Annotated in this window: 21 protein-coding genes; 11 read left to right on the forward strand and 10 right to left on the reverse strand. The window is 72.6% G+C overall.

The window, feature by feature from the left end:
* The first annotated feature begins 21 nt into the window (after positions 1 to 21).
* On the forward strand, positions 22 to 1164 hold the full coding sequence (locus tag Actob_RS12665; RefSeq protein WP_284920344.1) for an LLM class flavin-dependent oxidoreductase: 1143 nt from the start codon (positions 22 to 24) through the stop codon (positions 1162 to 1164).
* Here Actob_RS12665 and Actob_RS12670 read toward each other — a convergent pair.
* Positions 1161 to 3155, reverse strand: a complete 1995-nt coding sequence (locus tag Actob_RS12670; RefSeq protein ID WP_284920345.1) for an MMPL family transporter — start codon at positions 3153 to 3155, stop codon at positions 1161 to 1163. The two genes, Actob_RS12665 and Actob_RS12670, sit on opposite strands and share 4 nt — an antisense overlap.
* 74 nt (positions 3156 to 3229) lie before the next feature.
* On the opposite strand from Actob_RS12670, the gene Actob_RS12675 reads away from it, so the two are divergent.
* Both Actob_RS12675 and Actob_RS12680 read left to right on the forward strand, forming a co-directional pair.
* Positions 3230 to 3718 carry a MarR family winged helix-turn-helix transcriptional regulator gene (locus tag Actob_RS12675; protein ID WP_284920346.1) on the forward strand — a complete coding sequence of 163 codons (489 nt, stop codon included), beginning with the start codon at positions 3230 to 3232 and terminating at the stop codon, positions 3716 to 3718.
* A gap of 66 nt (positions 3719 to 3784) precedes the next feature.
* Positions 3785 to 4639: a tetratricopeptide repeat protein gene (locus tag Actob_RS12680; protein WP_284920347.1), complete on the forward strand. Its 855-nt coding sequence runs from the start codon at positions 3785 to 3787 to the stop codon at positions 4637 to 4639.
* Positions 4640 to 5918: 1279 nt separating this feature from the next.
* Here the strand turns inward: Actob_RS12680 and Actob_RS12685 are convergent.
* Positions 5919 to 6323: a MarR family winged helix-turn-helix transcriptional regulator gene (locus tag Actob_RS12685; RefSeq protein ID WP_284920349.1), complete on the reverse strand. Its 405-nt coding sequence runs from the start codon at positions 6321 to 6323 to the stop codon at positions 5919 to 5921.
* A 118-nt stretch (positions 6324 to 6441) separates the two neighbouring features.
* Here Actob_RS12685 and Actob_RS12690 point away from each other — a divergent pair, with 118 nt between their 5' ends.
* A complete protein-coding gene (locus Actob_RS12690) occupies positions 6442 to 8187 on the forward strand; it encodes an ABC transporter ATP-binding protein (protein ID WP_284922302.1) in 1746 nt (581 codons plus the stop codon).
* 3 nt (positions 8188 to 8190) lie between these two features.
* Here Actob_RS12690 and Actob_RS12695 read toward each other — a convergent pair whose 3' ends face one another.
* Positions 8191 to 8955, reverse strand: a complete 765-nt coding sequence (locus Actob_RS12695) for a class I SAM-dependent methyltransferase (RefSeq protein WP_284920351.1) — start codon at positions 8953 to 8955, stop codon at positions 8191 to 8193.
* Positions 8952 to 10058 carry a citrate synthase 2 gene (locus Actob_RS12700; protein WP_284920352.1) on the reverse strand — a complete coding sequence of 369 codons (1107 nt, stop codon included), beginning with the start codon at positions 10056 to 10058 and terminating at the stop codon, positions 8952 to 8954. The genes Actob_RS12695 and Actob_RS12700 overlap by 4 nt, the downstream gene beginning before the upstream one ends.
* Positions 10059 to 10125: 67 nt before the next feature.
* Here Actob_RS12700 and Actob_RS12705 point away from each other — a divergent pair, with 67 nt between their 5' ends.
* From Actob_RS12705 to Actob_RS12715, 3 genes are all read left to right on the forward strand, one after another.
* On the forward strand, positions 10126 to 11346 hold the full coding sequence (locus Actob_RS12705) for a citrate/2-methylcitrate synthase (protein ID WP_284920354.1): 1221 nt from the start codon (positions 10126 to 10128) through the stop codon (positions 11344 to 11346).
* Positions 11347 to 11458: 112 nt separating this feature from the next.
* Positions 11459 to 12127 (forward strand): hypothetical protein, encoded by a 669-nt coding sequence (locus Actob_RS12710; protein ID WP_284920355.1) that lies wholly within the window; start codon positions 11459 to 11461, stop codon positions 12125 to 12127.
* Between the two features lie 10 nt (positions 12128 to 12137).
* Positions 12138 to 13373 (forward strand): alpha-amylase family protein, encoded by a 1236-nt coding sequence (locus Actob_RS12715; protein ID WP_284920356.1) that lies wholly within the window; start codon positions 12138 to 12140, stop codon positions 13371 to 13373.
* A gap of 39 nt (positions 13374 to 13412) precedes the next feature.
* On the opposite strand, the gene Actob_RS12720 is transcribed toward Actob_RS12715, so the two are convergent.
* From Actob_RS12720 to Actob_RS12745, 6 genes are all read right to left on the reverse strand, one after another.
* Positions 13413 to 14051: a nitroreductase family protein gene (locus tag Actob_RS12720; RefSeq protein WP_284920357.1), complete on the reverse strand. Its 639-nt coding sequence runs from the start codon at positions 14049 to 14051 to the stop codon at positions 13413 to 13415.
* A gap of 325 nt (positions 14052 to 14376) precedes the next feature.
* Positions 14377 to 15216, reverse strand: coding sequence for an alpha/beta fold hydrolase (locus Actob_RS12725; RefSeq protein ID WP_284920358.1), 840 nt, complete (start codon positions 15214 to 15216; stop codon positions 14377 to 14379).
* Complete coding sequence (locus tag Actob_RS12730) at positions 15213 to 16082, reverse strand: SDR family NAD(P)-dependent oxidoreductase (protein ID WP_284920359.1); 870 nt, start codon at positions 16080 to 16082, stop codon at positions 15213 to 15215. The genes Actob_RS12725 and Actob_RS12730 overlap by 4 nt, the downstream gene beginning before the upstream one ends.
* Positions 16083 to 17534: a flavin-containing monooxygenase gene (locus Actob_RS12735; protein ID WP_284920360.1), complete on the reverse strand. Its 1452-nt coding sequence runs from the start codon at positions 17532 to 17534 to the stop codon at positions 16083 to 16085.
* Positions 17527 to 17829, reverse strand: coding sequence for a DUF4873 domain-containing protein (locus tag Actob_RS12740; RefSeq protein WP_284920361.1), 303 nt, complete (start codon positions 17827 to 17829; stop codon positions 17527 to 17529). Before Actob_RS12740 ends, Actob_RS12735 begins: the two co-directional genes overlap by 8 nt.
* Positions 17829 to 18506, reverse strand: coding sequence for a TetR/AcrR family transcriptional regulator (locus Actob_RS12745; RefSeq protein WP_284920362.1), 678 nt, complete (start codon positions 18504 to 18506; stop codon positions 17829 to 17831). Before Actob_RS12745 ends, Actob_RS12740 begins: the two co-directional genes overlap by 1 nt.
* Before the next feature lie 150 nt (positions 18507 to 18656).
* Here Actob_RS12745 and Actob_RS12750 point away from each other — a divergent pair, with 150 nt between their 5' ends.
* From Actob_RS12750 to Actob_RS12765, 4 genes are all read left to right on the forward strand, one after another.
* Positions 18657 to 19559: an AurF N-oxygenase family protein gene (locus tag Actob_RS12750; RefSeq protein WP_284920363.1), complete on the forward strand. Its 903-nt coding sequence runs from the start codon at positions 18657 to 18659 to the stop codon at positions 19557 to 19559.
* 300 nt (positions 19560 to 19859) lie between these two features.
* Entirely contained in the window at positions 19860 to 20912 is a 1053-nt protein-coding gene (locus tag Actob_RS12755) for a hypothetical protein (protein WP_284920364.1), read from the forward strand.
* Positions 20913 to 20951: 39 nt separating this feature from the next.
* Positions 20952 to 21809 carry a class I SAM-dependent methyltransferase gene (locus Actob_RS12760; protein ID WP_284920365.1) on the forward strand — a complete coding sequence of 286 codons (858 nt, stop codon included), beginning with the start codon at positions 20952 to 20954 and terminating at the stop codon, positions 21807 to 21809.
* 369 nt (positions 21810 to 22178) lie between these two features.
* Complete coding sequence (locus Actob_RS12765; protein WP_284920366.1) at positions 22179 to 22361, forward strand: hypothetical protein; 183 nt, start codon at positions 22179 to 22181, stop codon at positions 22359 to 22361.
* Positions 22362 to 22670: the final 309 nt, after the last annotated feature.

The raw sequence follows: 22670 nt of genomic DNA on the forward strand, positions 1-22670 counted from the left end.
ACTTGTGGGTAGTCTCCGCGGATGGACTTCCACTGGTTTCTGCCCACCAACGGCGACAGCCGCGACATCGTCGGCGGCGGGCACGGCACGCCGGCCGGCTCGGCGGGCGGGGTGCGGCCGCTGACCATCGGCTACCTCGGCCAGATCGCGCGCGGCGCGGAGCAGCTCGGTTTCGTCGGCGCGCTCACCCCGACCGGCGCCTGGTGCGAGGACGCCTGGCTGACCACGGCGATGCTGACCGAGGTCACCGAGCGGCTCAAGTTCCTGGTCGCGTTCCGGCCGGGGCTGATCTCACCGACCCTGGCCGCGCAGATGGCCGCCACGTTCCAGCGGCTCTCCGGCGGGCGGCTGCTGCTCAACGTGGTGACCGGCGGGGAGTCCAGCGAGCAGCGCCAGTTCGGTGACTTCCTGGACAAGGACGCGCGCTACGCCCGCACCGCGGAGTTCCTCGGCATCGTCCGGCCGCTGCTGCGCGGTTCGCCGGTGACCTTCGACGGCACCTATCTCCAGGTCGAGGGGGCGCGTCTCGCGCGGGTGCCCGAGGTGCCGCCGGCGATCTACTTCGGCGGCTCGTCGCCGGCGGCCGGCCCGGTCGCCGCCTCCTTCGCCGACGTCTACCTGACCTGGGGCGAGCCGCCCGCCCAGGTGGCCGAGAAGCTGGCCTGGATCCGCGGCCTGAAACCGGACATGCGGTTCGGCATCCGGCTGCACGTGATCACCCGGGACACCGCCGAGGAGGCCTGGGCCGAGGCGGCCCGGCTGCTGCGCAACATCTCCGAGCGGGACATCGCGACGGTGCAGGCCGGCCTGCGGCGCAGCGAGTCGGAGGGCCAGCGCCGGATGCTCGACCTGCACGGCGGCAACCGCGACGGCCTGGTCGTCTCGCCGAACCTGTGGGCCGGCATCGGGCTGGTCCGCGGCGGCGCCGGCACCGCCCTGGTCGGCAGCCACGCCGAGGTCGCCGACCGGCTGCAGGAGTACGCCGCGCTGGGCATCTCCGAGTTCATCCTCTCCGGATATCCGCACCTGGAGGAGGCGTACTGGTTCGGCGAGGGTGTGCTGCCCGAGCTGCGCCGCCGCGGCCTCTGGCGGCACCCGGCGGGGGAGAGGGACACCAGCCCCGCGGCGATCCCGTTCGCCGGTGTCCCGTCCGCCGCACGCTAGGCGCCGATCGGCTCCGGGTTCTTCGCCGCGGCGCCGCGCTGCGCCGCGGCGGGCAGCCGGCCGGGCCACCAGAACCGGTCACCGAGGATGGTGGCCAGGGCCGGCACCAGCACGGTACGCACGAGCAGGGTGTCCAGCAGCACGCCGATCATCACGATCACCCCGATCTGGGTCAGCGTGATCACCGGCAGCACGCCCAGCACCGCGAAGACCGCGGCGAGCAGGATGCCGGCGCTGGTGATCACCGCACCGGTGACCGCGACGGCGTGCACCATGCCGTCCCGGGTGCCGCGCTTGCCGGCCTCCTCGCGGGCCCGGGTGACCAGGAAGATGTTGTAGTCCACGCCGAGCGCGACCAGGAACAGGAAGGAGAAGAGCGGCACCTGGTTGTCCAGCGCGTGGCCGAACAGGAACGAGCCGGCGCCGAGCGCGGCCAGGAAACTGACGATCACCGTGACGATCAGCAGCAGCGGCGCGACCAGCGCCCGCAGCAGCACCACCAGGACCAGCAGCACCACCAGCAGGATCACCGGGACGATCACCCGCAGGTCGTGCCGGGTGGCGTCGCGGGTGTCCAGGCTGGTCGCCACGCTGCCACCGACCAGCGCGGTGTCCCCGAGATTCTCCCGGAGCGCGCGGATCGCGTCGAACGCCGCGCCGGTGTCCGGCGCCGCGTCCAGGATCACCTGGATGCCGGCCTGGGTGTCGTCGCGCTCGGCGATCCGGGCCTGCGCCACCCCCTCCGTGCGGGACACCGTGGCCAGCACCGCGTCGGCCCGCTCCGGGCTGGTCAGCACCACGGTCGGGCTGGCCGCCCCGGCCGGGAAGTACTTCGACAGCGTCTCCAAGCCGGCCACCGACTCGGACTTGACCCGGAACTGCTCGGTCTGCGACAGGCCGAGCCGGGTGCCGAGGCCGCCGGCCGACAGCACGCCCAGGACGATCATCGAGACGACGGTGACGGCGACCGGCTTGCGGGCGACCGCCCGGCCGACCCGGGCCCAGACGCCCTTCTCCGCCTCGACGCCGGCCCGACCGACCCGCGGCACGAACGGCCAGAACAGCCCGCGCCCGCAGACCACCAGCGCGGCCGGCAGCACCAGCAGCGCGAAGAGCGCGGCGACCGCGACGCCGGCGGCCGCCGTGACACCCAGCGACACGTTGCTCTCCAGGCTGGCCAGCAGCAGGGTGAGCAGGCTGAGGATCACCGTGCCGGCGCTGGCCGCGATGGCCGGCCCGGCGCCGCGCAGCGCCCGGCGCATCGCCTCGAACCGGTCCTCGTGCCCGTGCAACTCCTCGCGGTAACGGGAGATCAGCAGCAGCGCGTAGTCGGTACCGGCGCCGAACACCAGCACCGTCACGATGCCGGTGGTGGAGCCGCTCACCGGCAGGCTGGTGTGCTGGGAGATCAGCGCGATGACGCCGGTGCTGACCCGGTCGGCGAGCCCGACCACGGCGAGCGGGACCAGCCAGAGCAGCGGGCTGCGGTAGGTGATCAGCAGCAGCACCGCGACCACCACCACGGTGACCAGCAGCAGCCGGGTGTTCGCCCCGGTGAAGCTGTCGGCCAGGTCGGCGGTGAACCCGGCGCCGCCGGTGACCTGCGCGGTCACCCCGGCCGGCAGCCCCTGCCGCGCCTTGGCGCGCAGGTCGGCGACCTGCTTGATCGTCTCGTCGGAGGAGAGGTCGGCCGGCAGCGGCACCGAGATGATCGCGGCCTTCCGGTCCTGGCTGACGATCGGCCGGCCGAGCGGCGTGACGGCGGCCAGATCGGCGTCGGTGAGCGCCCGGCCGTCCTTGGCGACCACCACCAGCGCGGCGTTGGTCCGCCCGGACGGCAGCTGTTTCTGCAGCTGAGCCACCCGGGTGGACTCGGCCGACGACGGCAGCGACGCGTTCGGGTCATTGGTGACCCTGGTCGACCCCGCGAGGCCGATCACCAGGCCACCCAGCACCAGTGCCAGGAGCAGGGACGCCCATGCGCGTCTCATGAATCCTCCAAGGTAAAGAATCTCTATAGTCGAGATTCTTACCCACATGGGTGGGATCTGCAACACTTACCCTCGTGGAGGACCTGAAAGACCCAACGGCGGAACGGCAGCGGTTGCGCTCCCGGCTCGTCGACCTGCTCAACTCGTACGCCAGCGAGGCCAATCACATCGGGCACGCCTTCGCCGGGCGCAACCAGCTGCACGGTCCCGACCTGCACGCGTTGCTCGCGGTGATGCACGCCGAGCGGGCCGGCGCGCCGCTGACCCCGGGCCGGTTGGGTGAGGTGATGGGGCTCTCCTCCGGGGCCACCACCGCGATGATCGACCGCCTGGAGCGGGCCGGGCACCTGCGCCGCCTCCGGGAGAGCAACGACCGCCGGGTGGTCCACCTGCGGTACGGCGACACCGGGATGGCGCTCGCCCAGGCGTTCTTCACCCCGCTCGCGCCGCGTACCGACGAGGTGATGGCCCGGTTCGACGTGGCCGAGCTGCAGGTGGTGGAACGGTTCGTGCAGGGCATGGTGGACGCGCTGACCGGTTACCGCGACGAGCTGCGCTCGTAAAGACGCAACCGGGCCGCAACACGTGGTTCGCCAAAGTCGGCCCGGACCGAGCCGATCAACAGGCTCGTGCGAACCGAGCCCCTGCTTTCCCAGGCCGACGACCTGCTCGCCCGCGGTCGTGCGGAGAACGCCGCCCACCTGCTCGCGCCGATCGTCGGCCGGCAACCCGAGAACGTCGACGCCTGGCACCGGATGGCCCGCGCGCACCTGGACATGGGCGACCCGGACGGTGCGCTGCGCTCGGCCACCGCGGCCTGGCAGCTCGACCCGCACGGCCCGGAGACGCTGTACTGGCTCAGCCGGGCCGCCACCGAGCTGGGCCGGCACCGCGAGGCGATCGACGCCGCGGCCGCCGCCTGCCGCCAGGACCCGGGCAACCCGCGCCTGCACAACCGGCTCGCCCAGGCCCAGCTCGCGGCCGGCCGGGTCGGCGACGCCCTCGACGGCCTGCGGATCGCCGTCGAGCTGGCCGGCTACGACGCCGACCTGCACGTCAGCCACGGCCGCGCGCTGTTCGCCGCCGGCCGCCCGCTGAGCGCCCGCGAGTCGATCAACCGGGCGCTCGCCCTGGAACCCGGCCACCAGGGCGCGCACCGCGCGCTGGCCCTCTTCGAGATCGCCATGCGGTCCGTGGTGGACGCGTCGTCACTGGCCCAGGCCGCCGACGAGTTCGCCCAGTCGATGCGCGTCGGACCCAGCGGCCGCGTCGACGAGCGGGCCGTGCTGGCCCGCGACGCGCTCGGCTACGCCGCCCGGGTCACCGTGATCTGGTGCCTGGTCTTCCTGCTGGGCCTGGGCGTGCTGAGCGCCACCTCGATCGTCGCCGTCCCGGCCGGTCTGTACGTGGTCCTGCTCGTCCTGGGCGCCTCCGCGGCCTGTGCCGCAGTCCTGTTCCGCCCCGCCCTGCGCCGCCGCTTCTGACCCACCGAACCGTCGATACCACCGCGAGCGCCAGCCGCAGTCCCCGGCTGGTCGTGGTGGTGGTGTCGGGGGTTGGGATGCCACCGTGAGTGCCAGCCGGTAGTGCTCGGCTGGTTGTGGTGGTGGTGTCGGGGGTTGGGATGCCACCGTGAGTGCCAGCCGGTAGTGCTCGGCTGGTTGTGGTGGTGGTGTCGGGGGTTGGGATGCCACCGTGAGTGCCAGCCGGTAGTGCTCGGCTGGTTGTGGTGGTGGTGTCGGGGGTTGGGATGCCACCGTGAGTGCCAGCCGGTAGTGCTCGGCTGGTTGTGGTGGTGGTGTCGGGGGTTGGGATGCCACCGTGAGTGCCAGCCGGTAGTGCTCGGCTGGTTGTGGTGGTGGTGTCGGGGGTTGGGATGCCACCGTGAGTGCCAGCCGGTAGTGCTCGGCTGGTTGTGGTGGTGGTGTCGGGGGTTGGGATGCCACCGTGAGTGCCAGCCGGCAGTGCTCGGCTGGTTGTGGTGGTGGTGTCCGGGGCCCGGATACCACCGTGAGTGCCAGCCACGGACCGTGGCTGGCGCTGGCGGAGGGCTTCGGCGTACCGGGATCGGGGGCTCCTCGGGCACCTGCGGACAGCAATCCGGATCGCGGATCGCAACCCGGACCACCGCGACCACTCACGGGCCTCGGGTGGCGGCTGCCACGGTGACCTGGAGTAGCCGGGCTTGGCGCCCCACCGCGACCACTCACGGGCCTCGGGTGGCGGCCGCGACGGTGACCGTCGGCGGCCGGGCTTGGCGCCCCCACGGTGATCGGCCGCGGGCCGTGCGGTGGCGGCCGGGACGGTGACCGTCGGCGGCCGGGCTTGGCGCCCCCACGGTGATCGGTCGCGGGCCGTGCGGTGGCGGCCGGGACAGTGACCGTCGGCGGCTGGGCTTGGCGCCCGGGCGGTAACCCAGTCACGGGCAGTAGGTTGCGGCGATGACCGTCGGCGGCCGGGCTTGGCGCCCCGGGCGGTGACCAGTCGCGGATCGTGGGTGGCGGTTGCGGCGATGACCGCCGGCGGCCGGGCTCGGCGAACCCACCGGCGGTGACGGCCGGCGGCTTGGCTTGGTGAACCCGCTGATCGTGACGGCCGGCGGCTTGGCTTGGTGAACCCGCTGATCGTGACGGCCGGCGGCTTGGCTCGGCGAACCCACCGGCGATGACCGCCGGCGGCTTGGCTCGGCGAACCCACCGGCCGTGACCATCAGCGACCAGGCCTGGCCGACCCGGAACCGCCACCGCCCACTGACCCCCCGGCTCAGGCGAGCTTGCGCAGGATCCGCCCCAGCTCCGCCCGATCCTCCGCCGACAGCGTGCTGAACAACCGCTCACTGGCCGCCGCCCGAGCCCCCCGGACCCCCTCCCCGGTAGCCCGCCCCTGATCGGTCAGCGCGACCAGCGTCGCCCGCCGGTCGGCCGGATCCGGCCGGCGCTCGGCCAGCCCCCGCTGCTGCAGGTCGTCGACCACCTCGGTGGCCGAGCGCGGGGCGATCCGGAGATGCTCGGCGAGCGTGCTGAGCCGCATCTCGCCGTGCCCGAGCAGCACGTTCAGCGCGCGGAACTGGGACGGGGCGATGCCCCACGGCTCCATCTCGCGCTTGGCGTGCTCCCGCAGCCGCCGGCTGACCGCCCAGAACGCCTCGTGCAGTGACTCTTCCTCCACGGGAACAAGGTAACAGCGATTACCGTTGCTCCCTCATGTTGAGGTAACCTCAGCTTATCGCGTACGAGAAAGGTTTCTGCTCTTGGCTGGAGGACTAGGCCGGGGCGCGGGACGCACCGTGACCCCGGCGGAGCGGGCGCAGGCCCGCACGGTTTCGCTGCGCCGCGTCGGCGCGCTCTTCATCGGTCACCGCCGGCAGCTCGCGCTGGTCGTGGCGATCATCGTGGTGTCGTCGGTGCTCGGCATGGCGACGCCGTTCCTGCTTCGCGAGATCATCGACGTCGCCCTGCCGCAGAGCGACCTGCGCCTGCTGTCCTGGCTGGTGCTCGGCATGATCGTGGTCGCCGCGATCACCTCGGTGCTCGGCGTGGTGCAGACCTGGATCTCGACCACCGTCGGCCAGCGGGTGATGCACCGGCTGCGCATCGACGTCTTCCGGCACTTGCAGCGGCAGTCGGTCGGCTTCTTCACCCGGACCCGCACCGGCGAGGTGCAGTCCCGGATCACCAACGACATCGGCGGCATGCAGGCAGTGGTCACCTCGACCGCCACCAGCATCGCGGCCAACCTCACCACGGTGGTCGCCACCGTGGTCGCGATGGTCGCGCTGACCTGGCAGCTCACCCTGATCTCGCTGGTCGTGCTGCCGCCGGCGATCTACCTGACCCGCCGGGTCGCCCGGATGCGCCAGCAGATCACCACCGAGCGCCAGCGGGAACTGGCCGAGCTCAACGTGATCATTGAGGAGGGGCTGTCGATCAACGGCATCCAGCTCAGCAAGACGATGGGCGCGGGCGCCGCCCAGGTCGAGCGGTTCACCGCCTCGTCGACCCGGCTGATCGACCTGGAGCTGCGCTCCGAGCTGGCCGGTCGCTGGCGGATGGCGGCGATGAGCGTGATCTTCGCGGTCATCCCGGCGACCATCTACCTGGCCGCCGGGCTGCCGTTCGCCGCCGTCGGGATGAGCATCGGCACCCTGGTCGCCTTCACCGCGCTGCAGGGCAACCTGTTCCGCCCGCTGATGAGCCTGCTCGACGTGAGTGTGACGATGACCAGCTCGCTCGCCCTGTTCGCCCGGATCTTCGAATACCTCGACCTGCCGGTCGAGATCGCCGACCCGGTGCATCCGGTCCGCCTGAGCGAGGTGCGCGGCCACTTGCGGTTCGAGGACGTCACCTTCGCGTACGACGGAAGCACCGCCGCCGCCCTGGCCGGGGTGAACCTCGACGTCCCGCCGGGCACCTCCCTCGCGCTGGTGGGGGAGACCGGCTCCGGCAAGAGCACCATCGCCGCCCTGATCGCCCGGCTGCACGACCCGACGTCCGGGCGGGTCACCATCGACGGGGTCCCGCTCAGCGACCTCTCCCTCGCCGACCTGTCGGACATCGTGGGCGTGGTCAGCCAGGAGACCTACCTGCTGCACGCCACGATCCGGGAGAACCTGCGCTACGCGAAGCCGGACGCCACCGACGAGGAGATCGTCGCGGCTGCCCGGGCCGCGCAGATCCACCCGCTGATCGCCTCCCTGCCGGACGGCTACGACACCATGGTCGGCTCGCGCGGGCACCGCTTCTCCGGCGGAGAGAAGCAGCGCATCGCGATCGCCCGCACGCTGCTGCGGGACCCGCGCATCCTGGTGCTCGACGAGGCGACCAGCGCGCTGGACACCGAGACCGAGCGGGCCGTGCAGCAGGCCTTCGACGAGCTGTCGCGCGGCCGCACCACGGTCACCATCGCGCACCGCCTGTCGACGGTCCGCGACGCCGACCAGATCGTGGTCATCGACCACGGCCGGATCCTGGAGTCGGGCACCCACGACTCGCTGCTGTCCGAGGGCGGCCGGTACGCCACCCTCGCCTCCTGACCGTCAGCTCGTGGCCACCACCGCCCACACCCGGTGCGGGACGGCGAGCGGCTCGGCCGGGAACCGGTCGGCCAGCAGGGCGGTCAGCGCCGCCGAGAACCGCAGGACCTCGGGCGCCGGGAGGCTGGCCGCCACCCCGGCGCTGGCCCGGATCCGGCCGACCCAGCCGGCCCGGGTGTACGGGACGTCGACGTCGTAGGAGAACGTCTCCACCCCGGTGAACCCGGCGGTGCGCAAGTCGGTGAGCCAGCGCGGGTGCAGACCGGTGCCGCCGGCCAGCGACCAGGCCGGATTGTGCGCCAGGATCAGGCGTTCGGTGGCCTCGACCACGCTGCCCGGCAACGGCAGCCAGTCGAAGTGCGCGATCACGATCCGGCCGCCCGGCCGCAGCAGCCGGCGGGCCTCGGCGGCCACCTCGCCGGCGCGGAACCAGTGCCAGCACTGGCCGGCGCTGACCACGTCGAAGGCGGCGTCCGGCAACCCGGTGCGCTCGGCCTCGCCGACGACGTAGGTGACGTCCACGCCGGCCTCGCGGTCCAGCAGGCGGGCCCGGTCCAGCAGCGGCCCGGCCGGGTCCAGGCCGGTCACCGCCGCGCCGCCCAGCGCGAACAGGCGAGCCAGGCTGCCGGTCCCGGTTCCCAGGTCGAGGACGGCCTGCCCGGGGCCGCCCACGCCGTACGCCGCGAGCCGCCGCACCAGGCTCGGCGGGAAGCCGGCCCGATGCCGCGCGTAGTCCGCCGCCGTGCGCCCGAAGTCGACGGCGCTCATCGGTTGCGGTGCACCGCGGCCGCCCAGCCGGGCACCTCGGCGGCCTCCCGCGCGCCCGGCCCCACGTAGTCGGCGGACGGTCGGATGATCTTCCCGAGGCGCTTCTGCTCCAGCACGTGCGCGCTCCAGCCGGCCGTACGCGCGCAGGTGAACAGCGACGTGAACAGCTCGGCCGGCACCCCGGCGAAGTCCAGCACCACCGCCGCCCAGAACTCCACGTTCGTCTCGAGCACCCGGTCCGGCTTGCGCTCGCGCAGCTCGGCGAGCGCGGCCAGCTCCAGCTCGCGGGCCACCTCGAAACGCGGCGCGCCCAGTTCGAACGCCGCGTCCCGCAGGATCCGGGCGCGCGGGTCCTCCGCCCGGTAGACCGCGTGACCGAACCCCATCAGCCGCTGCCCGGCGTCCAGCACGCTCCGGACGTAACCGGCGGCGTCGCCGGACCGCTCCACCGCCTCGATCATGCCGAGCACCCGGGCCGGCGCGCCGCCGTGCAGCGGGCCGGAGAGCGCCGAGATCGCCGCGGACAGGCAGGCCGGCACGTCGGCGCCGGTGCTGGCCACGACGCGGGCGGTGAACGTGGAGGCGTTCATCCCGTGCTCGGCGGCGGACACCCAGTAGCGATCGAGGGCGGCCACGTGCCGGGGATCCGGCTCGCCCCGCCAGCGGATCAGGAACTGCTCGGTGGCGTTGCGGCCGGCGTCGACGAGGCGCTGCGGGACCGGTGCCGCGGTGCCTCGGGCGGCCTGGGCGACGTAGGACAGCACCATCGCCGACGTACGGGCCAGATCGTCGCGCGCCCGAGCGTCGTCGATGTCGATCAGCTGGCGCAGGCCCCACCGGGGGGCCAGCAGCGACACCGCGGCCTGCGCGTCGGCGCGGGCGTCGCCGGAGCGCACCGGGAGCGTCAGCGGCTCGGCCGGCGGCAGCGGCTGGTCGAAACCGCCGTCGGCGAGCAGCCCCCAGACGTCGGCGAAGGAGACGTGGGCGGCCAGGGAACGGATGTCGACACCGCGGTAGCGGAGCGAGCCGCCGTCGCGGTCCGGTTCGGCGATCTCGGTGTCGAACGCGACGACACCGGCGAGTCCTGGATTGACAGTCAACATGACTCCACGATTCGACTTGATCGCATGGCGGTCAATGTTGATCCAGTCAACATGAGATGATGTGCACATGGTCGCTCAGCTGCTCACCACGGATCAGGTCGCCGAGCGGCTCGGGGTCAAGCCGGCGACGGTCTACGCGTACGTGAGCCGGGGTCTGCTGCCCAGCCGCCGCAACGCGGCGGGCAAGGGCAGCCTGTTCGACAAGGCCGACGTGGACGCGCTGATCGCCGGCCGCAAACGGGTCACGCCGAACATCCAGACGGGCATCACGCTGATCCGCGACGGCGGACTGTTCTACCGCGGCCGGGATGCCACCGAGCTGGCCCGGACCAGCGGTTTCGAAGCCGTCGCCGGCCTGCTGTGGACCGGCGAGCCGGGGCACGAGCCGTTCCCGCGCAACCCCGCCCAGGTGGCCCTGGCCCGCCGGATCGGCGCCGAGCTGCCACCGGCCGCCCGCCTCGTCGACCGCCTCCGGGTCACCGTCGCCGCGATCGCCGCCGCCGACCCGCTCCGCTTCGACACCACGCCGGCCGCGGTCCTGGCCACCGGCCGCGCCCTGATCGCCACCATGGTCGACGCCCTGCCGCCGCGCTCCGCGGGGCCCGGCCCGGCCCGGCCAGGGGACGTCGAGCAGACGGTCGAGGCCCCGGAGAGCGAGCCGACCACGCTCGTCGAGTTGCTCTGGCCGAGGCTGACCGCCCAGCCGATCGACGACGCCGGGCGGCGGGTCCTGGAGGCGGCGCTGATCCTGCTGGCCGACCACGACATCGCCGCGTCCACGCTGGCCGCGCGGGTGGCGGCGTCGACCCGGGCGCACCCCTACGCGGTGGTCAGCGCCGGGCTCGCCGCCCTCGACGGCCCGCTGCACGGTGCGGCCAGCGAGCAGGTGTACCCGTTGCTGGCCGACGCGCTGACCGGCGCCGACCCGATCGGGATCATCTCCGAGCGGCTGCGTACCGGCGGCGACCTCCCGGGTTTCGGCCACCCGCTCTACCCCTCCGGCGATCCGCGGGCCACCACGCTGTTCGCCCTGCTCGCCGGCCACCCGGCAGCCGACGCCGCGCTCCGGCTGGCCGACGCCGTGCGCACCCGGTCGGGCATCCCGCCCAACATCGACCTGGCCCTGGCCGCCCTCGCCCTGCGCCACGACATGCCCGCCGACGCCGGCGAGGCGATCTTCGCGGTGGCGCGGACCGCGGGCTGGCTCGCGCACGCCCTGGAGGAGTACGCCAACCGGCCCGCCCGTTTCCGTCCGACCGGCCAGTATTCCGGCCGCCCACCGCGGTGACCGGCCGGCCCGCTGTGATCATGTGAACGCGAGGGCCGGAAACGGGGCGACATGTGGCATTCTCCGTGGGCCCGGCAGCCCGGGCGAACACCGCGAGCACGGGGGAATGTCGATGGACGAGACGGCAGCCGGCCAGGATCCGGGGACGAGCCCGATCCGGGCCACCGGTCCCACCGCGGCGGCGATCGGCCTGCTCGGTCTGCTCGTCGCCGGAGCCGGCTTCGGGCTCGCCCTGCGCCACGCCGGCACCACCGCCACCGAGATCCTGGCCGCGACCGGGATCGGCGCCGGCACCCTGGCCACCGCGGCCGCGGTCCTCGGCGGGCTCCGCGCGCTGACCCGGCCCCGGTCCGTCGCGAGCACCGTCACCGCCGGTGCCCTGAGCGTCGCCGGACTGGTGCTGATCGTCGCGTCCGGGCTGGTGACGGCGCTGGACCGGCCCGCGCCGGTCACCGCGGACGGTCCGCGGATCAGCGCGCAGACCACCGGCAAGGGCGACCCGGGCGGCGTGACCGTCCAGGTGGTGACGCCCGGCCTGAGCCCCGGCCAGCCGATGGACGTGCTGCTCACCGGCTACGCGTTCGACGGCAGCTCGTTCGCTCTCGGCCGCTCGCTGAGCCCGGCCGGCGCGGACGGCGTGGCCCGGACGGCGCTCGCCGCCACCACCGAGAACGAGAAGATCACCGTCGAGGTGCTCACCAAGGGCCGGATCTGCAGCCAGGACCTGCCGCTGAGCGACCCGGACGCCGCCATTCCGGCACTGCGCTGCCGGGACAACTAACATGGTCGCGATGACCGACTGGGTGCAGCACGTGATCTGGTGGCACGCCCACCCGCTGACGTTCACCGGCGCCGAGCGCGACGCGCTGCCGCCCGGCACCGCGCCGGTGCCGCGGCTGCGCCGCTTCGAGCCGTGGCTCGACTACCTGGTCGAGCTGGGCTGCAACGGTCTGGCCCTCGGCCCGGTCTTCGCCTCCGCCACGCACGGCTACGACACGATCGACCACTACCGTGTCGACCCGCGCCTGGGCACCGAGGAGGACCTGCGCCGCCTGTTCGACGAGTGCCACCGCCGCGGGATCCGGGTGCTCCTGGACGGCGTCTTCAACCACGTCGGCCGGGACTTCCCGCAGTTCCAGGACGTGCTGGCGCACGGCCGCGACTCGGCCTACGCGAGCTGGTTCAAGCTGACCTTCCACGACGACGGCGGCTTCGACTACGCCGACTTCGAGGGACATCGCCACCTGGTCGCGCTCAACCACGACGAGCCGGCCGTCGCCGACTACGTCACCGATGTCATGCGGCACTGGCTGGCCTTCGGCGCCGACGGCTGGCGACTGGACGCCGCGTACGCCGTCCCGGTCCCGTTCTGGCGGGACACCGTCTCGCGCACCCGCGCCGCCCACCCGGGCGCCTGGTTCGCCGGCGAGGTCATCCACGGCGACTACGAGTCGTGGCTGCACGACGGCGCCCTCGACGCGGTCACCCAGTACGAGCTCTGGAAAGCCATCTGGAGCAGCCTCAACGACCGCAACTTCTACGAGCTCGCCTGGGCCCTGGACCGGCACGCCAAGCTGTCCGAGCCGCCGCTCACCTTCGTCGGCAACCACGACGTCACCCGCCTGGCCAGCGTCCTCACCGACGTGCGGCAGCTGCCGCTGGCCCTGGTCGTGCTCTTCACCGTCGGCGGCGTCCCGAGCGTCTACGCCGGCGACGAGCAGGCCTTCCGGGGCGTCAAACGGGACCGGGAGTTCGGCGACGACGAGGTCCGCCCGCCGTTCCCGGACACGCCGGCCGACCTGGTCCCGTACGGCTGGCCCACCTATCACCTGCACCAGCAGCTGATCAGCCTGCGCCGCCGGCACCCGTGGCTGCACCGGGCCACCATCGTCCCGGTCCAGCTGAGCAACGAGCGGTTCACCTACGAGACGGTGTCCGCCGACGGCGAGCACCGCCTCGTGGTCACGCTCGACGCGACGGGCACCGGCGACGACGGCCCGAGCTGGTCGATCCGCGAGCCGGACTGACCGCGTCGCGGCGTCCGGCCACGCCGCGGCCCGGCCTAGCTAGCGCGCCGAGAACTTCTCGAAGTGCACGACCTCCTCCAGGGGCCGCCGCTTCGGCTGCGCCCACCGTCCCCTGGCCGGGTACCCGAGCGGCACGATCGCCATGGTCAGCGCGTCCTCCGGCAGCCCGAGCAGCTCACGGACGTCCGCCTCGTGCCCGATGTGCAGCGTGGTCAGCGTGGACCCGATGCCGTAGGCCCGGGCCGCCAGCATCAGCTGCTGCACCGCGCCGTAGATCGACGAGCCCAGCCGCGGGTTCTTCGAGGCCGCCGCGCCGAGCACCACCGGGACGATCCAGACCGGCGCCTCCTCGATGTGGTTGGCCAGGTGGTCGGCGGCCAGGAAGCTGCGGCTGCTCATCGGCCCGTCGGTGGCGTTCAGGATCTCCTCCCGGCGCGATCCGTAGTGCCGCTCCCAGCCCTCCCGGTACCACCCGGCGATCCGCTTCTTGACCTCCGGATCGCGCACCACGATCCACGCCCAGAACTGCCCGTTGCCGGCCGACGGCCCGCGGATCGCGGCGTCCAGGATGGCCCGGATGATCTCGTCGTCGATCGGCCGGTCCGACAGGTAGCGGCGGGCCGGGGTGGAGTGCAAGGCCTCCAGCAGGGGCAGTTCGTGCGGCGCGGGAGTGGTCATGCCCGCAGCCTAGTGAGCCCACCCGGCCGCCGGCCGCGAACCCTCCGGCCCGCTCACGGCCGCCTCTTCCCCGGACCGCCGCTTTCCGGTACGCCCGTCCCCTCCGGACCGCTGTCATCGCGGCCACCGCTTTCCGGTACGCCGCGAGCCGCCTCCCGGCGAGCACGGTCAGCGGGTGAGCCAGGCGAGTTCCGCCCCGGGCGGCGTGGCGACCAGCAGCCGGGCGCCCCCACCGACGCCCACCCCGGCGTGCCGGGTGGGCACCGCGCGGGGCGCACCGGGAGGGGCCGGGCGGCGCCCCCTTACCGCCGCCCGGCCCGGCTTCTCAGACGGCCACCTCGGCGAGCATCGGCCGGACCAGCCCGGCGAACTCGTCCGGCCGCTCGATCTGCGGCATGTGACCGGTGTTGGGGAACATGTGCGACTTGGCGTGCGGGAACGCCGCCCGGGCCGCGGCCAGGTGGGTGCTGGGCAGAATCATGTCCCGGTCGCCCCAGACGATCAGGGTCGGCTTGACCAGCTCGGCCAGCGACGCCAGCAGGGCGGTACGCCAGGCCGGCGCGACGCCGCGGAAACCGCCGAGCGCCTTGGCGACCTCCAGGTAGACCGGCGCGAAGTCCGGCTGCCTGGCGATCTTGATGGCCATCGCCACCCGCTCCGGCGTGACCAGGGCCCGGTCGCGGAACAGGGTCCGTTCCACCCGCGGCGCGGACACCCGGTTGATGTTGCGCAGCATCGCCCGGCCCAGCCCGGGCAGGGCCAGCACGCGCAGTGCCCAGGTCACCTCCTTGCCGAACCCGGCGCTGTTCACCAGGGTCAGCGTGGACACCCGCTCGGGGACCGACGCCAGCATGGTCATCGAGACCGCGCCGCCCAGCGAGTTGCCCATCAGGTGCACCGGGCGGGTCTCGCCGAGCGCGTCGAGCGTCGCCCACACCCCGTCGGCCAGCACCGGCAGCGTGGTCGGCGCCGGCATCCGCTGGGACAGCCCGAAACCGGGCATGTCGAGGCTGATCACCCGGTACCCGTCGTCGAACCGGGAGTGCTGCGCCGACCAGTCCTCCAGGCTGCGGCCGATGCCGTGCAGCAGCAGCACGGGCGGGGCGGCCGGGTCACCGGTCTCGTGGAAGCGGATGCGGCTGCCGCGTACCGTCACGTAGTTCATCGCCCGGCACCGACCCTGGGCCGCGTCGCGGCCTTGACCGAGGCGGCGGTCAGCGACCGGAGCACGTTGGCGGTGAGCACCGGGGCCAGCCTGGCGAAGATGTCCGGGCCCTTGGCGTTGGCCGCGATCAGCAGCCGGGCCTTGCGCTTCGCGACGGCCCGCAGGATCTGCTCGGCGGCCCGGTCGGCGGGGAAGGAGAGCAGCGCGGCGAAGAGCTTGCGGGTCGGCGCGACCTCCGATTCCGGTACGCCGTCGCCGATCAGCGCGCTCTCCGCGATCCGGGTCCGGATCCCGCCCGGGTGCACGGTGGTGACACCCACCCGGTTCTCGATCAGCTCGCCGCGCAGCGACTCGCTCAGCCCGCGCAGCGCGAACTTGCTGGCGCAGTAGGCGCTCTGCCCGGGCGGCGCGATCAGGCCGAACAGGCTGGACACGTTGACCAGGTGGCCGCCGGACTCCAGGCTGGGCAGCAGCGCGTGGGTGAGCAGCAGCGGCGCCCGGAAGTTGACGTTCAGCACCTGCTCGAACTGCTCCATGCTGACCTGGTCGAACCGTCCGCCGAGGGCGATCCCGGCGTTGTTGATCAGCAGGCCGATGGCCGGGTGCTCGGCGCGGACCCGGGTCGCGACGCCCTGCACGGCGGTCCGGTCGGCGAGGTCCGCGACGATGGTCCGCACGTCGAGGCCGGGGTGCGCGCCGCGGATCCGGGACGCGACCGGGTCGAGCCGGGCCGCGTCGACGTCCACCAGCACGAGGTGGCTGCCGCGCTGGGCCAGGCCGTAGGCGAGCTGTTCACCGATGCCGCTGGCCGCGCCGGTGAGCACCGCGGTGCGACCGGCGAACCGGTAGGGATCAAGACGGGCCATTCAGACCACCTCTGTGTGGGGGATGGGAGCGGTGTGCCGGGCGAAGGTCATGTCCTGCGTGACGTCGGCACGTGGCGTGGACACCACGTCCCGCAGGTAGTTCTGCCGGACCAGCCACGGGTCGCGGTCGCCCTGGCGCGGGAACTTGTCCAGGGCGCGCTGGACGTAGCCGGAGGAGAGGTCGAGCAGCGGCCGGCCGGAGCCGGCCGGCCGGGTCGGCGTCGCGACGGCGTACCCGTGCCGTTCCATGTGGTCGAGCAGCTTGAGCACGTACCGGGTGGAGAGGTCGGCGCGCAGCGTCCAGGAGGCGTTGACGTAACCGATGCAGTAGGCCAGGTTCGGCACGCCGGAGAGCATCAGGCCGCGGTACGCGGAGAGCTGCCCGAGGTCGACGGGTGTCCCGTCGACGCTGACCCGCACCCCGCCGACCGGCAGCAGGGACAGGCCGGTCGCCGAAACGACGATGTCCGCCTCCAGGACCGTGCCGGACCGGAGCCGGATGCCCTCCGGGACGAACGTGTCGATGTGGTCGGTCACCACCGAGGCCCGGCCGGAGCTGATGCTCCTGAACAGGTCGCCGTTCGGGATCACGCAGAGGCGCTGGTCCCACGGCTCGTAGTGCGGCGTGAAGTGCTCCTCGACGTAGCCCGGGTTCTTCAGGAACCGGGCGGCCAGGCCCTGCAGGACCTTGCGCACCTGCTTCGGGCGCTTGCGCGCCACCTGGTAGAAGAGCTGGGTGACCAGGACGTTCTTGGCGCGGGCGACCCGGTTCGCGGCGCGCGCCGGCAGGACGCGCCGGGCCACGTTCGCGATCAGGTCCTGGTCGGGCAGCGGGATCACGTACGTCGGGGAGCGCTGCAGCATGGTGACGTGCTGGGCGTCGCCCGCCATCGCCGGGACCAGGGTGACGGCGGTGGCGCCGCTGCCGATCACGACCACCCGCTTGCCGGTGTAGTCCAGGTCGGCCGGCCAGAACTGGGGATGGACGAGCCGCCCCCGGTACTGGTCCAGGCCGGGGAAGTCGGGCTGGTAGCCCTCGGCGTAGCTGTAGTAGCCGGCGCAGGCGTACACGAATCTGGCGGTGTGGACATCGCCGTCAGCGGTGGTGAGCGTCCAGCGGTCACCGGCCCAGTCGGCGCTGACGACCTTCTTGCCGAAACGGATGTGTTCCGAGATCCCCGCCTCGGCGGCGGTCTCCTCGATGTACCGGCGGATCTTGTCGCCGGACGCCAGGGATTCCGGCTCCCGCCACGGCCGGAACGGGTAGGACAGCGTGAACATGTCCGAATCGGAGCGGACCCCGGGGTAGCGGAACAGGTCCCAGGTGCCGCCGATCGCGTCCCGCGCCTCCAGGATCGCGTAGGTGTCCCGCGGCCGCTGCTGCTGCAACCGCCACGCCGCGCCGATCCCGGACAGGCCGGCGCCGATGATCAGGACGTCGAAGTCACTCACCGGCCACCTCCGGGAACCACGGCGGCGTGCCGGCGCCGCTGATCCGGACGCCACCCCACGGGTCCGGCTCGCTGAGCTTCACCGCGGTCTCCGGCGCGCCGGGGATCGCGATGGTCGCCTGGCGCAGCCCGCCGCTGACCCGCTCCCGCAGGTCGTCGACCGGGTTGGTGCGCCCGGCCCAGCGGAACCGGCCCTCGATCGGCTCGAAGTGCGCGGACATCCGCACCTCGACCGCCACCGGGCCGTCCGCCAGCCGCAGCGTGGCCGGACCCCGATACTCCTCTTCGTCCGTCACTATCTCGCCCACCCTTCTTGAGCCGCCAAACCACCCGGGATGTCGGCGGCCCGGCTGATCCCGGAGACACCGCCCCACAGAAACGCCGTCAGGTACTCGCCGAGCGCCTCGCGGCTGATCGGCTGCTGCTGCCGGAGCCACCAGTCGCCGACCGACTGCACGTAACCGACCACCCCGTACGCCCACGGCAGCGAGGCGCCGGAGTCCAGCCCGCGGGCCCGCAACCGGTCACCGAAGATCCGGGCCAGGCCGCTGGCCACGGTGTCCACCACGTCGGCGACCACGTCGCGGTGCCGGGCGATGTCCGGCTGGTGCACCACGAACCGGTACAGGTTCAGGTCGGCCTCGATGTGCGTGAGGTAGACGTCGATGGCGGCGGCGATCGCGGCGCGCTCCTCGCGCACCGACGCGACCGCCGGGATCATCGCCTCCAGCACCATCGCGCCGGCCGCCTGCCCGACCGCCAGCCACAACTCGGACTTGTCGGAAAAATATCTATAGAGGACTGGTTTGCTGACGCCGGCGTGCGCCGCTATCGCCTCCATGCCGATCTCCGGCCCGTGCTGCCGAATCGCCTCTATCGCGGCCGCTGTCAATTCGGCGCGGCGCTGCTCACGATGGCCGTCCCAGCGATTGCGGCGGCCGTCGGTGTTGACGGGCGGAGTGACCGAGTTCATAGTACTAGAAGTAACTGTTACCGCCGGTAACGTCAAGCTTTTGCTGGCACGTCAAGCTTTTGCCGGCACGTCAAGCTTTTCCGGCAACGTCAAGCCTTTGCCGGCTACGTCAAGCTGTTGCCGGGAACGTCAAGCCTTCTGGAGGGCGCGATGACGACTGTGACCCCGCCTGACCGGGACCGCACCGCCACCAGGCTGCTGCGATCCTCGGCCGAGCACTCCTACGACCCGCTGATCGAGATCGATTGGGAGGCCCCGTTCGCCGAGGGGAAGTACTTCGTCCCGCCGCACCGCTCCAGCCTCTACGGCACCGCGCTCTGGGACCGGCTCACCGAGGACCAGCGCATCGAGCTGACCAAGCACGAGGTGGCCAGCATCGCCGGTCTCGGCGTCTGGTTCGAGACGATCCTGATGCAGCTGCTGATCCGCGGTTACTTCAAGCAGGACCCGACCGCCGCGCACGCGCAGTACGGGCTCACCGAGATCGCCGACGAGTGCCGGCACTCGATCATGTTCGGCAAGATGATCGCCCGGCTGGACACCCCGGTCTACCGCCCGCACGGCATCGACCAACTGCTCGGCAACTGGATCGCGCACACCGCCACCGGCCCGCGGATGTTCGCCGCCATCCTGATCGCCGAGGAGATCCTGGACACCCTGCAGCGCGAGGCGATGGCCGACGAGAGCGTGCAGCCGCTGGTCCGGATGGTCTCCCGGATCCACGTGGTGGAGGAGGCCCGGCACGTCCGCTTCGCCCGCGAGGAGCTGGCCCGGCAGATCCGGGTCGCGGGGCGGTCCCGGCTGGCGTTCGACAAGATCGTGATCGGGCGGGCGGCGTACCTGACCGGCACCCGGCTGGTCGACCCGCGCGTCTACCGGGCGGTGGGCATCGATCCGGAGGAGGGGCGCCGGGCGGCCCGGGCCAACCCCTACCACCGGGAGACGATGCGCTGGGCGGGGGAGCGGATCGTGGCGTACCTGTCCGATCTCGATCTGATCGGCGGTGGCCCGGCCAAGACCCTGTGGAAGGCGTCCGGCCTGCTGCCCCGCTGATTCCCCGACGTCCCGGGTGACCGGCCCGGGACAGCGCCGGCCCGCGTCCTCCGAAGACGCGGGCCGGTGCCTTTCCGGCCCCGCTCCACTCGCCGGCGCGGTTTCCGGCTCCGTCCCCGCCGCCGGCGTCGCTGCGGTCCCGGCCTGCTCGCCGGTGCCCTGTCCGGACTCGTCCGTACCGCTGATGCCTTGATCGTCGGTGGCCGATATCGTCCTGGATGCCTCTGTGGACACCGGAGGCCCGGGGCGCCGGCGGGACTCCGCTCGCTCCACCGATCACATCAGCCGTGGGGAGGGCGTGTGACCGACGGGGGACTGGCCGGACCGGCGTGGAGTGGCTTCTCCGACGCCTTCCACCGGGGCTGGCAGGAGATCCTGGTTCTCAAGCTGCTGCGCAACGTCCGCCGCGGTGAGCCCCGCACCTGGTTGCCGTGGCTGCTCGCCTCGGCCGGGCCGCTGGTCCTCGCGCTGCTGCTGCCGCTCCTCCCGTTCGGCTGGGCCTGCTCGTGGTCGTCGATCCGCTGGGACCTGCTGGAGATCCTCGCCCTGCTCAACGGCGGCGCCCTCGCGGCGGCGGCGCTCGCCTGGAGCTTCGCGATGAAGAACGGCGCGTCCGTCGACGCCCTGTTGTCGACCTGCGCGGTGCGGGACAGCGCGATGCGGCCGGTGTACCGCGCGATGTCGGTGCGGGCGCAGCTGGTGCTGCCCCTCGGCCTCGCGCTCATCCCGCTGGGTGTCCTGCTGGACGGCCTGCTGCGCGGGCGGGCGGACCTGGTGTTCTGCTACGAGTGCCTGGCCGTGGCGTGGACCCTGCTGATCGTCGGGAACGACATCTGGTGGCTGCTCGTCCCGCCGCTGATCATCATCCGGATCGCCGGCCGGGACGACCTCAACCTGATCTGGCACGACCCCGCGCGGACACCGGGCATCCGTACCTTCGCCGAGGGGTACGGGTTCTCCGCCCTCTTCCTGATCGCCGGTGCGGTGTTCGTGGTGCTCCCCGGCGTCCCCTGGCACCCGCTGTTCGACAACGCGTTCGCCAAGTGGGTCTATGCCGCCCTGCTCCTGCTGAGCCTGTGGATCGGCGCCATGACGCAGACTCTCATCTACATGCTGACGCGCCGCAAGAAGCTGGCGGTGATGCGCTACATGGAGGTCGACCAGGATCTGTTGTGGCCGCAGGAGAGGTTCATGCGGCCGGCGCGGCGGAACACCACCGAACTCGCCGATTCGCTGACCGCTTATGCCGCCGTTGCGGCCGCGCCGAATCTTCCGTACGGATCGGCGGTGGTGGTGCAATATGTCGCCGCCGTTGTCGGTTCGGTGGTCGGCTTCATTCTTCAGGCGCGCTAGAGGCCGCATAGTATAATTTGCGGTGAAACGGAGGGTTTTATGAATGATGATGTCGACTCGGGTAACCTGGCGAAAGTCCGGCGATATTATGACCGGACCGAGTCGAGATTAGGTTATAACTACATTCTCGGCGGTACCAAGCATTTCGGCTGGTACGACGGGCGCCTGTCGATGTGGTCCTTCCGCCGCGCGCTCGAGCGGATGGAGGACGAGCTGGCCAGGCGGCTCGGCCTGCCGTCGGGCGCCAAGGTCCTGGACGCCGGGTGCGGGACCGGTGCGGTGGCGCGGGCTCTCGCCTCGCGGGCCGGCCTGCACGTGACCGGGATGGACATCCTGGACTGGAACCTGCGGATGGCCAGGGAGCGGGCCGCCGCGGCCGGGCTCCAGGACCGCACCGAGTTCCATCTGGGCGATTATCACAAGCTGCCGTTCCCCGATGAATCGTTCGACGGTGTCTACACCATGGAGACTCTGGTGCACGCCGCGGACCCCACGGCGGTGCTGAAAGAATTCCACCGGGTGCTCCGGCCGGGCGGCCGTCTGGTCCATTTCGAATATGCTCACCCGCCGCAGAATGCGATGCGCGCGTCCTCGTGGATCGCGTTGCAGGACGTGTGCCGGCTCGCCGCCATGCCCGCCTGGCTCGAATTCGAGGACGGCGTGCTCGACGAGCTCGTGAAAGCCGCGGGTTTCACCGGTGTCACCACCGAGGATGTCACCAGGCGCATGATGCCGATGGTGCGCGCCTTCTACATCATGGGTGTCTTCCCCTATTTCGTCGGCCGGGCCATCGGCAAGGTGGAGAAAACCGTGAACGCGATGAGCGGCGTGGAGATGTTCCAGCACCAGGACGCCTGGAGCTACAACATCACGGTCGCGACGAAACCGGAGGCCTGACCCGGTCATCGCCGGCCAGTCGTGGGCGGAGGCCGCGGCGGCGGTCCCGGATGGGAGAACCCGCCGCGCCCGCTCGCATCGGCCCGCGGTGACCGAGCCGCCGTCCCACCGATCAGTCCCCGCACCGAGCCCTCCGTCACAGGCGGCCGGCACTGGTCGCGGCCCCCGGCTCGCCTCGCCGGCGGGCCGGGAGTGAGCGACGTCGCCCGGGTGCGGGACGGTTTCAGCTCGGTTGCCGGTTGGCGGGCGCCGAGCGGGGGAGGGGGACCATCCGGCGGGCGGAGCGAAGGGGGCCGAAGAGCGGTGGGCCCGGCGGCCGGCGGCGTGCGAGATTGTCGCCCGACGCATGCCGGATGGGGAGAGGGATCGATGGACGACGCGCTGGTGGCCTACAACGCCGGACGGGTGGACGGGGCAGCCGGATTCCGCGACCCGCAGATCGCCGAGGACCCCGTGCTGGGCGCCGACTACCGGATCGGCCTGCTGGACGGCCGCATCGCCGCCTTCCACATGAAGAAGCAACTCCGCGGCATCCTCGACGACCCGCGCTGAGGCGGGACGACGTGCTGGGCCGGGCGACGTGCTGGGCCGGGCGGCGTGCTGGGCCGGCCGACGTGCTGGACCGGCCGACGTGCTGGACCGGCCGCCGCGCCGAGCCGGCCGCCGCGCCGAGCCGGGCGACGTGCCGAGCCGACGACGCGCGGCGAGGGCACGACGCGTGGTGAGACGTGACTCACCCCAGGCGCCGGGTGCTGCTGATGGAGCGGCTCCGGCGCCTTTCGTGCGTCCGGCCAGGAGTGTCGGCGCGACTCGGGTTCGTAACACGCCGGGCATCGTGGCGAGGGACGATGTGCGGGGCGC

The organism is Actinoplanes oblitus, from assembly GCF_030252345.1.
GTDB classification, from domain to species: domain Bacteria; phylum Actinomycetota; class Actinomycetes; order Mycobacteriales; family Micromonosporaceae; genus Actinoplanes; species Actinoplanes oblitus.

What these genes read in the sequence shown, in the direction of transcription:
- Actob_RS12665 (WP_284920344.1), top strand. Translation starts at nt 22, where the DNA reads ATGGACTTCCACTGGTTTCTGCCCACCAACGGCGACAGCCGCGACATC.
- Actob_RS12670 (WP_284920345.1), bottom strand. Translation starts at nt 3,155, where the DNA reads ATGAGACGCGCATGGGCGTCCCTGCTCCTGGCACTGGTGCTGGGTGGC.
- Actob_RS12695 (WP_284920351.1), bottom strand. Translation starts at nt 8,955, where the DNA reads ATGAGCGCCGTCGACTTCGGGCGCACGGCGGCGGACTACGCGCGGCAT.
- Actob_RS12700 (WP_284920352.1), bottom strand. Translation starts at nt 10,058, where the DNA reads ATGTTGACTGTCAATCCAGGACTCGCCGGTGTCGTCGCGTTCGACACC.
- Actob_RS12705 (WP_284920354.1), top strand. Translation starts at nt 10,126, where the DNA reads ATGGTCGCTCAGCTGCTCACCACGGATCAGGTCGCCGAGCGGCTCGGG.
- Actob_RS12710 (WP_284920355.1), top strand. Translation starts at nt 11,459, where the DNA reads ATGGACGAGACGGCAGCCGGCCAGGATCCGGGGACGAGCCCGATCCGG.
- Actob_RS12715 (WP_284920356.1), top strand. Translation starts at nt 12,138, where the DNA reads ATGACCGACTGGGTGCAGCACGTGATCTGGTGGCACGCCCACCCGCTG.
- Actob_RS12720 (WP_284920357.1), bottom strand. Translation starts at nt 14,051, where the DNA reads ATGACCACTCCCGCGCCGCACGAACTGCCCCTGCTGGAGGCCTTGCAC.
- Actob_RS12725 (WP_284920358.1), bottom strand. Translation starts at nt 15,216, where the DNA reads ATGAACTACGTGACGGTACGCGGCAGCCGCATCCGCTTCCACGAGACC.
- Actob_RS12730 (WP_284920359.1), bottom strand. Translation starts at nt 16,082, where the DNA reads ATGGCCCGTCTTGATCCCTACCGGTTCGCCGGTCGCACCGCGGTGCTC.
- Actob_RS12745 (WP_284920362.1), bottom strand. Translation starts at nt 18,506, where the DNA reads ATGAACTCGGTCACTCCGCCCGTCAACACCGACGGCCGCCGCAATCGC.
- Actob_RS12750 (WP_284920363.1), top strand. Translation starts at nt 18,657, where the DNA reads ATGACGACTGTGACCCCGCCTGACCGGGACCGCACCGCCACCAGGCTG.
- Actob_RS12760 (WP_284920365.1), top strand. Translation starts at nt 20,952, where the DNA reads ATGAATGATGATGTCGACTCGGGTAACCTGGCGAAAGTCCGGCGATAT.
- Actob_RS12765 (WP_284920366.1), top strand. Translation starts at nt 22,179, where the DNA reads ATGGACGACGCGCTGGTGGCCTACAACGCCGGACGGGTGGACGGGGCA.